The sequence below is a fragment of the Mucilaginibacter sediminis genome (genome assembly GCF_051903035.1).
In the GTDB taxonomy this organism is placed as follows: domain Bacteria; phylum Bacteroidota; class Bacteroidia; order Sphingobacteriales; family Sphingobacteriaceae; genus Mucilaginibacter.
Genome location: NZ_CP170602.1, coordinates 5,118,363 through 5,132,093, shown reverse-complemented (window position 1 = coordinate 5,132,093; position 13,731 = coordinate 5,118,363). Strand labels below are relative to the sequence as shown.

Annotated in this window: 17 protein-coding genes; 13 read left to right on the top strand and 4 right to left on the bottom strand. The window is 42.0% G+C overall.

The features are described 5' to 3' along the window. The first annotated feature begins 86 nt into the window (after window positions 1-86). Together ACFGVS_RS21200 and ACFGVS_RS21195 are read left to right on the top strand one after the other, a co-directional pair. Complete coding sequence (locus tag ACFGVS_RS21200) at window positions 87-1,490, top strand: MBL fold metallo-hydrolase RNA specificity domain-containing protein (RefSeq protein ID WP_439695494.1); 1,404 nt, start codon at window positions 87-89, stop codon at window positions 1,488-1,490. Window positions 1,491-1,649: 159 nt separating this feature from the next. Next, a complete protein-coding gene (locus tag ACFGVS_RS21195; RefSeq protein WP_439695493.1) occupies window positions 1,650-1,883 on the top strand; it encodes a hypothetical protein in 234 nt (77 codons plus the stop codon). Between the two features lie 82 nt (window positions 1,884-1,965). On the opposite strand, the gene pyk is transcribed toward ACFGVS_RS21195, so the two are convergent. Both pyk and ACFGVS_RS21185 read right to left on the bottom strand, forming a co-directional pair. After that, window positions 1,966-3,402 carry a pyruvate kinase gene (pyk, locus tag ACFGVS_RS21190; RefSeq protein WP_439695492.1) on the bottom strand — a complete coding sequence of 479 codons (1,437 nt, stop codon included), beginning with the start codon at window positions 3,400-3,402 and terminating at the stop codon, window positions 1,966-1,968. Between the two features lie 66 nt (window positions 3,403-3,468). Further along, a complete protein-coding gene (locus ACFGVS_RS21185; RefSeq protein ID WP_255369740.1) occupies window positions 3,469-3,894 on the bottom strand; it encodes an IPExxxVDY family protein in 426 nt (141 codons plus the stop codon). Between the two features lie 147 nt (window positions 3,895-4,041). Between ACFGVS_RS21185 and ACFGVS_RS21180 the strand changes: the two genes are divergently transcribed. Genes ACFGVS_RS21180 through rnc form a run of 3 tightly spaced genes read left to right on the top strand, consistent with a single transcriptional unit; the run spans window position 4,042 to window position 6,287 of the window. Continuing rightward, on the top strand, window positions 4,042-4,278 hold the full coding sequence (locus ACFGVS_RS21180) for an acyl carrier protein (RefSeq protein WP_031266521.1): 237 nt from the start codon (window positions 4,042-4,044) through the stop codon (window positions 4,276-4,278). A gap of 19 nt (window positions 4,279-4,297) precedes the next feature. Then, window positions 4,298-5,551, top strand: a complete 1,254-nt coding sequence (gene fabF, locus ACFGVS_RS21175) for a beta-ketoacyl-ACP synthase II (protein WP_090638389.1) — start codon at window positions 4,298-4,300, stop codon at window positions 5,549-5,551. A 10-nt stretch (window positions 5,552-5,561) separates the two neighbouring features. Further along, on the top strand, window positions 5,562-6,287 hold the full coding sequence (gene rnc, locus ACFGVS_RS21170; RefSeq protein ID WP_090638385.1) for a ribonuclease III: 726 nt from the start codon (window positions 5,562-5,564) through the stop codon (window positions 6,285-6,287). A gap of 130 nt (window positions 6,288-6,417) precedes the next feature. Here the strand turns inward: rnc and ACFGVS_RS21165 are convergent, their stop codons facing one another. Further along, the gene (locus ACFGVS_RS21165) at window positions 6,418-7,194 is read right to left on the bottom strand and encodes a hypothetical protein (protein WP_090638381.1); all 777 of its coding nucleotides are present in this window, start codon (window positions 7,192-7,194) and stop codon (window positions 6,418-6,420) included. Between the two features lie 196 nt (window positions 7,195-7,390). Here ACFGVS_RS21165 and ACFGVS_RS21160 point away from each other — a divergent pair, with 196 nt between their 5' ends. The 8 genes from ACFGVS_RS21160 (at window position 7,391) to ACFGVS_RS21125 (ending at window position 11,809) form a co-directional block, all read left to right on the top strand. After that, window positions 7,391-8,266 carry a YicC/YloC family endoribonuclease gene (locus ACFGVS_RS21160; RefSeq protein ID WP_255369739.1) on the top strand — a complete coding sequence of 292 codons (876 nt, stop codon included), beginning with the start codon at window positions 7,391-7,393 and terminating at the stop codon, window positions 8,264-8,266. Window positions 8,267-8,349: 83 nt separating this feature from the next. After that, window positions 8,350-8,919, top strand: a complete 570-nt coding sequence (gene gmk, locus ACFGVS_RS21155; protein WP_439695491.1) for a guanylate kinase — start codon at window positions 8,350-8,352, stop codon at window positions 8,917-8,919. Further along, a complete protein-coding gene (locus ACFGVS_RS21150; protein WP_439695490.1) occupies window positions 8,877-9,338 on the top strand; it encodes a four helix bundle protein in 462 nt (153 codons plus the stop codon). The genes gmk and ACFGVS_RS21150 overlap by 43 nt, the downstream gene beginning before the upstream one ends. Before the next feature lie 30 nt (window positions 9,339-9,368). Further along, a complete protein-coding gene (gene nadD / locus ACFGVS_RS21145) occupies window positions 9,369-9,941 on the top strand; it encodes a nicotinate (nicotinamide) nucleotide adenylyltransferase (protein ID WP_090638367.1) in 573 nt (190 codons plus the stop codon). Between the two features lie 31 nt (window positions 9,942-9,972). After that, window positions 9,973-10,155 carry a hypothetical protein gene (locus tag ACFGVS_RS21140; RefSeq protein ID WP_090638363.1) on the top strand — a complete coding sequence of 61 codons (183 nt, stop codon included), beginning with the start codon at window positions 9,973-9,975 and terminating at the stop codon, window positions 10,153-10,155. Further along, a complete protein-coding gene (locus ACFGVS_RS21135; protein ID WP_439695489.1) occupies window positions 10,143-10,454 on the top strand; it encodes a type II toxin-antitoxin system RelE/ParE family toxin in 312 nt (103 codons plus the stop codon). Before ACFGVS_RS21140 ends, ACFGVS_RS21135 begins: the two co-directional genes overlap by 13 nt. A gap of 31 nt (window positions 10,455-10,485) precedes the next feature. Then, window positions 10,486-11,085 carry a tRNA-(ms[2]io[6]A)-hydroxylase gene (locus ACFGVS_RS21130; protein ID WP_274210968.1) on the top strand — a complete coding sequence of 200 codons (600 nt, stop codon included), beginning with the start codon at window positions 10,486-10,488 and terminating at the stop codon, window positions 11,083-11,085. A gap of 22 nt (window positions 11,086-11,107) precedes the next feature. Beyond that, window positions 11,108-11,809: a LytR/AlgR family response regulator transcription factor gene (locus ACFGVS_RS21125; protein WP_274210967.1), complete on the top strand. Its 702-nt coding sequence runs from the start codon at window positions 11,108-11,110 to the stop codon at window positions 11,807-11,809. A 318-nt stretch (window positions 11,810-12,127) separates the two neighbouring features. Here the strand turns inward: ACFGVS_RS21125 and ACFGVS_RS21120 are convergent, their stop codons facing one another. Further along, the gene (locus ACFGVS_RS21120) at window positions 12,128-13,729 is read right to left on the bottom strand and encodes an FAD-dependent monooxygenase (protein WP_439695488.1); all 1,602 of its coding nucleotides are present in this window, start codon (window positions 13,727-13,729) and stop codon (window positions 12,128-12,130) included. Between the last annotated feature and the right edge of the window lie 2 nt (window positions 13,730-13,731).

Genomic DNA, 13,731 nt, shown 5'->3' with positions numbered 1-13,731 from the left:
ACCAAAATAACAACTAAAAACTTAGTTTTGTTTTATTAAACATTAAATCGCCATCTTCGTTATGTATACTTTATACCCTATTATAAATGAATATAACCTTTCATGGCGCTGCACGTAACGTTACCGGCAGCAAACACCTTATCCGCTTAAAAGACGAAACCGCAATTTTATTAGATTGCGGCATGTTCCAGGGTATGGGCGATCAGTCTGACAACCTGAACGAGCATTTCGGTTTCAATCCTGAAAAGGTTGATTATATGGTACTGTCGCACGCGCATATAGATCATTGCGGATTGATACCCCGGTTGGTTGCCGAGGGTTATAATGGCCCGATCTATTGCACACCGGCCACTATGGATCTTACCCGCATTCTCCTGATGGATTCGGCACATATCCAGATGCAGGACGCGGAGTATAGCAACAAACACCGCGCACGCAAAGGGTTACCCTTGATTGAGCCACTTTACACGGATAAAGAGGCCATGGATGCGCTAAGGTTATTTAAGATTGTGGAATACAATGAAGAATTTGAAATAACCCCCCAGGTGAAGTTAAAGTTCACAGATGCCGGCCATATTTTAGGCAGTGCATCGGTACATCTGGCAATTACCGAGGATGCCAAACTTACCAACATCACTTTTAGCGGCGATGTTGGCCGTTATGACGACATGCTGCTGAACGACCCGCAACCGTTTGCCCAGGCCGACTATATTTTGCTGGAATCTACCTATGGCGATTCATTGCACAAAGACCAGGGCCCGATAGAGGAAGCTTTACTGGAAATTATTAAACAAACCTGCGAGGTAAAAGGGGGCAAGGTAATTATTCCGGCTTTTAGTGTCGGGCGTACACAGGAACTGCTATACGCATTAAATGCTTTGGAGCTGAAAGGGACACTTCCTGATTTGCGTTATTACGTAGATAGCCCGTTATCTGAAAAAGCCACCGAAGTTTTAATGAACCACCCGGAGGTTTATAATAAACAGGTAAAGCAAGTATTAAAAACCGATGCCAATCCTTTTGGTTTTAAAGGATTGCGTTTTATCCAATCAACCGAGGAATCAAAGGCGCTGAATAACGATCCGCGGCCATGTGTTATCATCTCCTCATCGGGCATGGCCGAGGCTGGACGGGTGAAACATCATATTAAGAACAACATTAACAATAATAAAAATACCATTTTAATGGTAGGTTATTGCGAACCCAATTCCCTTGGCGGCCACTTGCTTGCCGGCGACAGTGAAGTACATATTTTTGGCGAAACGTACCAGGTTAATGCCGAAGTGCGCTCGATAAGATCAATGAGCGCCCATGGCGACTATGAAGACCTGCTACATTTTTTGGCTTGTCAGGATCCGGCAAAGGTAAAGGAGATTTTTTTGGTTCACGGCGAATATGATGTTCAGCAACATTTTAGCGTGAAGTTAAAGGAAAAAGGTTTTGACCGGGTTGAAATTCCTTATCAGCATCAGCGGATAGAATTGAGGTAAGTTCATGCATTAAAATCATGCAACCACTTGCAATTGTGCACGGTGGTTGCTTTTTTATTTTTTTTTCCTTAATTTAGTTTTTAAAGTCGCCTACAAACCAATGACTTAAACAAACAAAGTACCAGCTTTGAATGTTTAAATCATCAATCACTTACATCTATGAAAAAATTCGACATACAGTACGCCGTAAAAGACAAACAGTTTAATTTAAATATCCGCACCAAAACCGATGCCGTCATCAAAGGTGTTTATTATTCGCTTTATATGCATGGAGTTTGGGTGGCCAATATTTATAAAACAAGTATGAAGCAATATAAAACGCTTTCATATACCAGAGCCTTCTGCCAACACGAACTGGAAGCCATAGGGCAACAGATTGACATGGCCAATTGATAGCATTTACACTGCGTTAAAAACAAAAGCGGGTAATGCATAAACATTACCCGCCGTTCATATTAGGCTGAGCCTTAATTATCTATTCAATAACGCTTACTTTAAGCATATTGGTTTTGCCTTGTTTAATAATTGGTACTGCTGCAGTGTTTATTACCACATCTCCAGCTTGTATAAGGTCTGCAGTTTTAAGTATATTATTTACATCGCTAATGGTATCATCTGTACTTTCCAATTTATCGTAGTAAAAAGAGCGTACGCCCCAAACCAGGCTAAGCGCATTAAGCAATTGCTTGTTCGACGTAAATATGTAGGTGCTTGCCTTAGGCCGGTGGCTTGATATTTCAAACGCGGTATAGCCAGATGTTGTCATGGATACAATACCTACCGCATCGGTACGTTGCGCCAGGTGCACTGCCGATTCGCAAAGCGCGTTGCTCAGGTAATTTACAGCGGCAGGGTCAACTTTTCCTTGTTTTGATGTATTATAAGGATAGCCCAGTTCTTCCACATTACGCACAATTTTGGCCATGGTTTCAATAACAATAATCGGGAACTCACCAACAGATGTTTCGCCGCTTAGCATTACCGCGTCGGCACCATCAAGTACCGAGTTGGCTACGTCATTAACTTCGGCGCGTGTTGGGCGCGGGGTGGTAATCATTGATTCCAGCATCTGGGTAGCAACAATTACCGGTTTTGAAGCCGCGCGGCATTTGCGGGCAATCATTTTTTGCAGCAGTGGCACTTCTTCTAAAGGCATTTCAACACCTAAATCGCCACGGGCAACCATTACGCCATCGGTAGCGGCAATAATTTCGTCTATATTATCAATTGCTTCCGGTTTCTCAACTTTAGCAATAACCTTAGCGGCTTTACCGCTTTTGGCTATAATTTCTTTAAGTTCAATAATATCCTGTCCGGTGCGTACAAATGATAAGCCAATCCACTCTACATCATATTTTAACGCGAATTGCAGGTTAATCAAATCCTCCTCGGTTAAGCTGGGGATAGATACTTTGGTATTTGGCAGGTTAACGCCTTTACGTGATGTTAATATACCACCGTGTACTACCTCGCACATAACAGTATCAAGTCTGTTTGTTTCAATTACCCTTAATTGCAGCTTGCCATCGTCTAATAAAATAATCTCATCAGCCTGTACATCCTGAGGGAAGGTATCGTAAGTGATATAAATCTGCTCATCATTACCAATACATTCCTGCGTAGTAATTTTTATTTGGGTACCGTTTACTAAGTGGATACCGCCATCTTTTACCAAACCAATTCGGATTTTTGGGCCTTGCAAATCGGCAAGGATGCCAACATTGGTTTTGTATTCGGCATTAATTTCTCTAATGGTATCAATAACGCCTTTATGATCTTCCGGGCGTCCATGCGAAAAGTTAAGGCGGCAAACGTTTACACCAGCCTTTATCATCGCTAATAAAACTTCTTTTTTAGCTGATGCCGGGCCCATGGTGGCAACAATCTTAGTACGGTTATAGTATAATTTCATATTAATCGGGTTAAACTGGCACTGTATTCACATTAGGTGTGATACCAACACTTTTAAAATTTTGCGCTAAAATAACAGATTTTCCCGTGATTTTATTTTTTTCGGATCAATCTTTACTGCGGCAACAATTTCAGGTATTTTATTTAGGGTTGATATCAGGTTATCAAGGTCGGTATCATCAATGTAATTACGTACCATCAAAAAATAATCGGCGCTCTTCATTTCGGGCACTAAATAGCCTTCAGAGCCTTTATTACCTATAAAATAAAAATCTGTTTCGGTGGTTTCCCAGCTATAATAGTACTTCGAGAATAAAACGGGTTCGCTTCCGGGGTGGATATCAACAGACAAATCCTCAGTTTTAATAAAATTAAAATTTAAAAATTTGTTGATAAGATAACATACGCGGTAATCTTTTAAAGAAGAAGTTACCGCAATAAGTACAAAATCAAAATCGATCTCAAACTTTAAAAATTTCCTGTTCAAAATCATTACTTTTACCGCATCAAAAATACAAATACAAACCGCTCCAATAAAATTTTGTTATCGAAATATATTGTAAAAGTTTTAGATTTGATTATTGACAGAATTTATTTTTCTTTGCACTGAATTTTTATTAATCATTAAACTATAAAGACTATGTCTGATATCGCTTCAAGAGTAAAAGCTATTATCGTAGAAAAACTGGGTGTTGACGAAAGTGAAGTTACACCAGAAGCGAGTTTCACCAATGACCTTGGTGCCGACTCGTTAGACACCGTGGAATTAATCATGGAGTTTGAAAAAGAATTTAACGTGGCTATTCCTGACGATCAGGCTGAAACTATCGGTACTGTAGGTCAGGCTGTTGCTTACCTTGAAAAAAACGTTAAATAAGACTCCCTAACTGGATTAAATGGAGTTCAAAAGAGTTGTAGTAACCGGGCTTGGAGCACTTACTCCAATTGGTAATACCGTTTCTGAGTATTGGAATGGCTTAATCAATGGGGTAAGTGGCGCTGCCTTTATTAAAAGTTTTGATACCACACATTTCAAAACTAAGTTCGCATGTGAAGTAAAGGGCTTTGATGCGGATGGTTTTTTGGGTCGTAAAGATGCCCGTAAATTAGATCCGTTTGTTCAATACGCGCTTTTCTCAACAGAAGAGGCAGTGAAGGATGCGGGTTTAGATTTCTCGAAACTGGATACCAGCCGTATAGGCGTTATCTGGGGTTCGGGCATTGGCGGTTTAAAAACGTTTTTGGATGAAGTTGTAAACTTTGCCAAAGGCGATGGCACCCCACGCTTTAACCCATTTTTTATTCCTAAAATGATAGCGGATATAGCCCCCGGCCATATCTCGATCAAATATGGTTTGCGCGGTCCAAACTTTTCAACAGTTTCCGCCTGCGCTTCATCAAACAATTCGCTTATTGATTCTTTTAACTATATCCGTTTGGGTAAAGCTAATATGTTCATCAGCGGCGGTTCTGAAGCAATCATTAACGAAGCTGGTATCGGTGGCTTTAACGCTATGCACGCATTATCAACCCGTAACGATGATCCGGCAACGGCATCGCGCCCGTTTGATTTGGACAGGGATGGTTTTGTGGCCGGCGAAGGCGCAGGTACTATAATTTTAGAAGAGCTGGAGCATGCAAAGGCCCGCGGCGCTAAAATTTATGCCGAAATGATGGGCGGCGGCATGAGCGCCGATGCTTATCACATGACGGCCCCACACCCTGATGGGCTTGGAGCCGCACTGGTAATGCGGTCGGCATTGGAAGACGCGAACTTAACCCCTGCAGATATCGACTATGTGAATGTTCACGGAACATCCACCCCAATAGGCGATCCGCAGGAAATTAAAGCGATACAGGATGTGTTTGGCGATGATATTTACCGTATAAATATCAGCTCAACCAAATCAATGACAGGTCACCTTTTAGGTGCTGCCGGTGCGGTTGAAGCTATTGCCTCTATATTGGCTTTACAGAATGGTATAATACCCCCTACTATTAACCATTTTACCGATGATCCTTCTTTTGACCCTAAAATTAATTTCACCTTTAATGCCGCGCAAAAAAGAGATATTAATATAGTTCAAAGCAATGGGTTTGGTTTCGGCGGCCATAATGCTTCTGTGATATTTAAAAAATACGTAGACTAATTGTGGTTTAATGCCTATCAGCCGGTTATACAAGCTTTATATATCGCCCAATAGAAAATATGTTAAGGTTTTAAATAATTTGCTCGGTTTCGTGCCGGGCAATTTGTCTTTATACCGGTTAGCATTCAGGCATAAGTCTGTTGCCCAAAACGTAAAAAAGGGGGTAAAGAATAGTAATGAACGCCTGGAGTTCCTGGGCGATGCCGTTTTAGGCAGCGTTGTGGCCGAAGTGCTTTTTAAACTATATCCCTATGAGGACGAAGGTTTCTTAACTGAGTTGCGGTCAAAAATTGTAAGCCGTAACAACCTTAATGCCCTTGGCCGTAAGCTTGGCTTTGATAAGTTGATTGAATACGATAGCCGCATGCTAAACTCCAGCAGGCAAGGCTCATTACTTGGCGATGCCTTTGAAGCGCTCATTGGCGCCGTTTATTTGGATAAGGGATATGATTTTACCAAAAGCTTTTTGATAAACCACATCATCAAATCGCACATAGATATTCATAAACTGGAGCAAACCGAAACCAACTTTAAAAGTAAATTAATTGAGTGGTGCCAGCGTCACGGCCGCGATATTACTTTTGAACTGGTAACCAACCAGGATGGCGAAAACACAAAACTGTTTACTGTACAGGCACTGGTTGATGGCGAAATAACAGGCTCGGGCAAGGAATTCAGCAAAAAAAATGCCGAGAAGCTTGCCGCCGAAAAAGCCTGCGAAACGTTGGGCATTTAACAATACTGTCGTGTCAACGATAAATTGACGGATTGTCGTTAGCCCAAAGTCTTAGGTTCTAAGTCGAAAAAGAAAAAATTTAACTTTAGGCTTGCGACTTAATACTGTTGACTTAACAATACATCTTTCTTTAGTGTTGCCCCGGTTTTGATAGCTTGGTAGAATCTGGCTTAATAAACGTTGGCGAATTCAGCAATTCCAGTTTCTCTTTTTCCCCGCTGTTTTTGTAATAATCGTACGATTTTTGGATGTGGCTTATCAGGTCGTAATCATTCCAGCCTTTCAATTCGTCGAATGTCGGCGTATAATAATTCATGAAACGCTGCGCCTCGGTATCTGATTTTACTTTGGTAACTTGTTTTACAAAATTGATATTATATCGCCTGTTTACCTCGGCCTGCTCAATTTCGCCTTTAGAGAACTGCGCAAAGCGTTTGGCCCTGTTTGGCGTTTGGCCAAAAAGTTCATAAATTCCTGTTAACGGGTTGGTTATAAATGATGTTACAGGTGGTTTGCCGGCGTAAAAAGTGCCTTGTTTGCGGTAATCGCCCATAATTTCGTTAACCTCCTGCCGCTTGGTTTGGCCGGTAATTTTTACTTCGGCCAATACAATTTGGGGCTGCAGGTAAACAGGCATATCGCTGTTATTTAGTACCTCTATTTTTTGCGGCGTAAATTTTTCTTTCGAGAAAAGCAGCGTATCTCCAACAGAAACCTTGATAGAAAACCAACCCAGGTCGTCGCTCATGATAGTGACGTTGGATTTTAAATCCTTGATCATTACCTGGCCAACACGCTCGGGTGTGCTTTTTTTAGATATCACCCCTTTTAGGGTAAATTCCTGTGCTGATGCATTTAAAACAAAGCAAAAGCAAACGAGTAACTGCAGGGTAAAACGAATGCGCATTAGTACAAATAAGAACGTAAATATATACAGAGTATTTTACACCAAGTGTGAAAAAGTGTTAAAGGTTGTGGGGAAGTCGGAAAGTCCGAAAGTCGGGAAAGTCGGAAAGAAGGAGCCATGTGAGGCATTTTTTACCTTTTGGCCTTCCTGACTTTCCCGGCTTTCGGACTTTCCGACTAAAACCCTATCTTTGCACATGATAAAATCCATGACAGGGTATGGAATTGCCAGTTTTGATTCGGGTAATACTAAATACACCGTTGAAATTAAATCCCTGAACAGTAAATTTCTTGAACTTTCGCTTCGTTTGCCTAAAATTTTCTCTGAAAAGGAATTTCAGCTGCGTAACGATTGCAGTAAACTGATTGAACGTGGTAAGGTAAACTTATCTATCAATGTAGAGCAGGTTAATGCCTCTGTAAAAGCTGCTGGTATTGACAAAGTGTTGCTTAAGCACTATTATCAGCAGCTTAAGGATGTAAGCGACGAGCTTAACGAACCTGCCGCCAACCTGATGCAACTTGCCTTGGGCTTGCCCGAAGTTGTTAAATACGACGAGGAGACGGTATCTGAAGATGAGTGGAAGCAGGTTGAAAAAACCTTTCAGCAGGCTATGGCTGCTTTTCAGCAATTCAGGGCCGATGAAGGCAATGTGCTGGAGAATGATGTAAAATACCGCATTGGCATCATTCTTAAAAACCTTGAACTGGTTGAACTGGAAGACCCTAAACGGATACCGCTGATTCGCGAAAGGTTGAATACTTTCCTGGCCGAAGCCACCAATCGTGAAGCCATTGATCAAAATCGGTTTGAGCAGGAGCTTATTTATTACATAGATAAGCTGGATATCACCGAAGAAAAGATTCGCCTTAAAACCCACTGCGAATACTTTATCGAAACCCTTAAAAATGCTGACGCCAATGGCAAAAAGCTTGGTTTTATTTCGCAGGAGATAGGCCGGGAAATCAATACCCTTGGCTCAAAAGCCAACGATGCTAACATCCAAAAACTGGTTGTAGGTATGAAAGAAGAATTAGAAAAAATTAAAGAACAACTTTTAAATGTATTATAGTTCATAGTTGATGGTTCATAGTTCATGGTAACATAGGTATCATAACTATAACCAACCTTGCTATGAACCATGAACTATGAACTATGAACCAAAACGGTAAACTCATCATATTTTCGGCCCCATCCGGCGCTGGTAAAACCACAATAGTACATCACCTGTTGAGTGTAATGCCCGAGCTGGAGTTTTCCATTTCGGCAACTACCCGCCAGGCGCGCGGCGATGAGCAAGACGGCAAGGACTATTACTTTATTAGCCTGGCCGAGTTTACGCACCGTATTGCCAAAAAGCAATTTGTTGAGTTTGAAGAAGTTTACACCGGCACATTTTACGGCACATTACGCGCCGAAATTGAGCGCATCTGGGCAAAAGGCAAAACTGTAATTTTTGATATCGATGTAGAAGGCGGCCTACACCTGAAGCGTAAATATGATGGCCAGGCGTTGGCTATCTTCGTTCAGCCCCCATCATTAGAGGTTTTAATTGAGCGATTAACCGGCCGCGGCACTGATAGTGAAGAGAAATTGAAAGAACGCTTTGCCAAAGCAGAAAAAGAACTAAAATACGCGCCCCAGTTTGATATTATCCTTAAAAATTACGATCTTGAAACGGCTTGCAAAGAAGCGCAGGAGTTGGTGAGGAACTTTATCAAATAGTTAGCAGTTTTCTGTTTGCAGTTAGCAGGATTAACATGGGGAGTTATAAAGATCTGTTATTATATAAAAAGAGCTTCTCCCTTGCCATGGAAATATATGCCGTCACAAAGCAGTTTCCGAAAGAAGAGACTTATTCATTAACAGATCAAATCCCCAGATCGTCTCGATCTGTAAATATCTGCACTATAGAAGCCTACCGCAAGCGAAGGTTTCCGAATTATTTTGTGAGTAAGCTAACTGATGTGGATATGGAGAACAGTGAAACACAAGGATGGCTTGAATTTTCTTTAGCCTGCAACTATATTACTAAAGAAACTTATGACAACTTACTTTCACAAACAGACGAAATTGGGCGAATCACGCAATACATGATCAATAACCCCGAAAAGTTTGGGGTCGGAGAAAATGCAAACAAATAACTGCAACCTGCTAACTGAAAACTGCCAACTATGAAAATAGGCTTACTGTTCGGTTCATTTAATCCAATACATATAGGGCACCTTATTATTGCCAACTACATGGCCAACCATACCACATTAGATAAGGTTTGGCTGGTAGTATCGCCCCAAAATCCGCTCAAAAAATACGGCGACCTGATTAATACCTATGACAGGTTGGAGATGGCCCGCCTGGCAACCGACAATGCTACCAATATTGCTGTAAGCGATGTTGAGTTGAGGCTACCGCAACCATCCTATACTATAGATACGCTAACCCACCTTAAAGAAAAATATCCTGAGCATGAATTTGCCCTTATCATGGGCTCAGATAACCTGGGCACCTTGCATAAGTGGAAGAATTATAAACTTATCCTGCGCGATTACCGCATTTACGTGTACCCCCGCCCAGGCTATGAGAACGCCGAATTGGCCGACCATCCATCCGTAACCATTACCATGACACCGCAGATGGAATTATCGGCAACCTTCATCCGCAAATCCATCTCCGAAAAAAAGAACGTACAATATTTTGTGCCCGATCCTGTTTTGAAATTTATCGAAAGTAAGAGTTTGTATAAGTAAAACCGTATATTTATAAAAAGGAGGGCTCGATATGCTTACTAAAGATAAAGTAAAGGAATTGATAGATCACATGCCAGAAACCTTTTCGGTTGATGATCTGGTGGATAAAGTGATCTTACTGCAGAAAATTGAAAATGGCGAAAAGGAAATTGAAGATGGTGAGGGGATAGACTGGGAGGACATGAAAAAAGAGATGGACCTGTGGTTAAAATAATACTATCCAAAACAGTCAGATTAGACTTAAAAGACATTATAGATTACATAAAGCGCGATTCTATAAAATATGCGCGGCTGGAAAGAATAAAAATTGAGGGCACCATAAACAGATTGGTTTTGCACCCATTAATTGGCCGGGTTGTTCCTGAATTGGAAGATCCGAATTACAGAGAGCTAATTTTTCAAAATTACAGGATAATTTATAAGATAGTATCTTCCGAAAAAATTTATATTCTTTCCATCCACCATCATTCCCGGTTAATATCTAATAATCCGGCATTCGGGCCAGGAGAATAACTTTTCACCGACTTCCACTATATTTGTCCTCGTGAGCGAGAAAACCATACTTAAATTACAACTACCTACTGATCCGCTTTGGGTTAAAAATGTGGTGGAAAGCAATATTGAAGAATTGTTGACCGACCACGCTTTTTGCGAACAAAAGGCGGCCAGTAATGCCATTACCCTCATTGTACAAAACCCAAACTTATCCGACCTGGTGCAGGAAATGGCCCTGTTGGTACAGGAAGAAATGGACCACTTTAAACGGGTACATGATATAATTGTAGCACGTGGTTTTTTATTGGGCCGCGAACGTAAAGACAATTATGTGAATGAGCTGCGTAAGTTTATTATCATTGGCGGCGGCCGCGAGGCACAATTGATAGATCGCTTATTGTTTTCGGCCATGATTGAGGCACGCAGTTGCGAACGTTTTAAGGTACTATCTGAAAACATTAACGATGCGGAACTATCTGAATTTTACCATGAATTGATGATAAGCGAGGCCACACACTATTCGATGTTTATACGTCTGGCCAAAAAATATGCGGTGGAGATAGATGTGGAAATGCGCTGGAAGGAGTTTTTGGCTTATGAAGCTAAAGTGATTCAGAACTACGGTAAAAGCGAGACAATACACGGTTAACCCCTCTTTATAAATAAAAACTATGCTGCTTAAATGTATCGCAATTGACGACGAACCCCTGGCATTAAAACTCATTGCCGGCTATGTTGCACGTTTTCCGTTTTTGCAGTTGCTGAATACTTTTGAGGATGCCATTACGGGCGCGGAGTTTTTAAAAAACACACCTATCGACCTGCTTTTTATCGACATCAATATGCCCGATATTACAGGGATTGACCTGGTGCGCGCGCTCAAGGTTAAGCCCATGGTGATATTTACCACCGCCTATAAAAACTTTGCATTTGAAGGCTTTGAACTGGAGGCCATTGATTATATCCTGAAACCTATCGATTTTAAACGTTTTGAAAAGGCCGTTGAAAAAGCGGTTGATTATCACCAGTACAAAACCAGGCCTGCCACCGAACAGGCCGACGAAAGCCTTTACGTATACTCGGAATACCGGATGGTGAAGGTTGACTTAAACACCATCGAATATATTGAAAGCATGGAAGATTATATCAAAATTCATGTTACCAACGCCAAAACGGTGCTTACACTGATGCCATTAAAAAAAGTACTGGAAAAGCTGCCCGCAGATAAATTTCAGCGGATTCACCGCAGTTATATTGTTCCGGTGAACAAGATCAGGTCTATCCAAAACCGTAAAGTTAAACTCACCGATATTGAACTGCCTGTGAGCGAGAGTTATCTTGATTTTGTCAGAAACTGGATGAAATCACGTTAAGAGATCCCGCTAAGGATACTTGTAGTCCGTTTTTTCGCTTCAATAATCCGGATTTTATTTATTCATCTATACAAAATGCCCATTCGCCGATACACGGTTGGTTAAGGAGCAATTCCATCGCATCTTTACATCGTTATCCCAACGGCGTTGCAGGGCAAAGTTGGGTTTAACATACCCTTTTTTCATAATAGTTTCGATAAGGCGTCTGTGTTTATGACACACAGGCGCTTTCTTTTTTACACGACTTTAGGACAAGGCCGGACCCACAGGGTTTATTCTCGTGTTTCCAATTAGTGCAAACTACCCGCTACAAACCGCTTACTGCCCACCAACAAACCCCACTACATTCTGTAAATAATTATCCATCATATCTATATCCACCACATCATTTAAAAAGCCAATGTGCATATCCGGACGAACAATGATGGCCTTTTTTTGACTTTCTTTGATCTCGAAAGCATCAAATACAGGCTGGTTTTTGGCTGATGGGGGCAGATAAAAAAAGTTGAGGTTGGCCGGGTATTTCTGGGTTATCCATTTGGCAAGGGTAAACAGGTCTATTTCCTGTAGCTTGCCAAGCGCTATGATGGTAAAACCTGGCTTGCTGCACCATTCGTGCAGGTCGGTTTCTTGTTGTTTCTTCTCATCGAAAACTTTGAGATAGGGTAATCTGTCGCCGGCCTTTATTTGAGTAGCATGGCTCAGGTTCAGGCTAATCTGGCTATCGCGATAACTGATGCCCGTTTGAGATACCCGCTTAAAAAACGCCTGCCGTGATGCGGGTTTGCTCCATGCCCTTTTTAGCAATACCGGCATCAGCCATTTTTTAAATAGCCCAACAAACCAGTTACGCAACAGGATCATTTTAAAAATCCGGTCGGTAGTGTTTAGCAGTTCACGCGCCACAGGCATACGTTCGGCGGCATAACTATCTAAAATAGATTCTTTTAATTGGTTATTAACCACACCTGCTAATTTCCAGGCCAGGTTATAGGCATCCTGCAAACCCGTATTCATACCCTGCCCGCCAACCGGCGAGTGGATATGCGCGGCATCGCCTATTAAAAAACAACGCTGGTCCCTGAATTTACCAGCCATGCGGTGGTGTAGTTTATAGGTAGTAAACCAGTTGGTATGGACTATTTTAATGCCCGCTCCGGTTATGGTATCCAGGTAAGGTATTACGTCGTCCATTTGTAGCCCTTCGCGGTTGTCAAACTCATTGGGCAGGTTGCCAACAATACGGCAATAATGCTCCTCGGGCATCAGGAAAAAAGCCGCGAATCCCTTTTTTGATAGATATAGGCTCACTTTATCGCCCAAAGCATCCTCTATTTTAACATCGGCTACATAAAACTGGTGTTGGTAAGTATCGCCGTTAAAAGTTAGCTGTAAGTGTTTGCGGATAGGGCTGCGTGCACCATCTGCGGCTATCAACCAATCGCAGGTAAGTGTTTGCGTATCCGCACCGGTTTGCAGTTGCACGGTGACCTTTGAGGCATCCTGCTCCGCACTTAGTAAAGTAGTATTCCAATAAACCGGGCAGCAGTTAAGTGTTAAATAATCAAGCAGCATGCGCTCGGTTTTGCTTTGCTGATACATATAAATGTATGGGAAGGCTGTTTGCCCAGCGCCAATGCCTTCAAGGGCTAAGGATGCTACTTCAAGGCCCTCCTGGTTAATAACAGCCCCGGCAACTGCTCTGCTACCGGCAATCACCCGGTCAATAACGCCCATCTGCCTGAAAATTTCCATCGATCGCGCCTGTACAGCCAGCGCTTTCGACTTATCGGTAGGCCCTTGCTTACTATCAATAATTACGGGCTGCACACCATAACGTAATAGCTGGGCGGCCATCATTAATCCCGATGGACCGGCGCCTACTATCAACACCTGGGTATGTTGCTGCGTAATCTGCATAC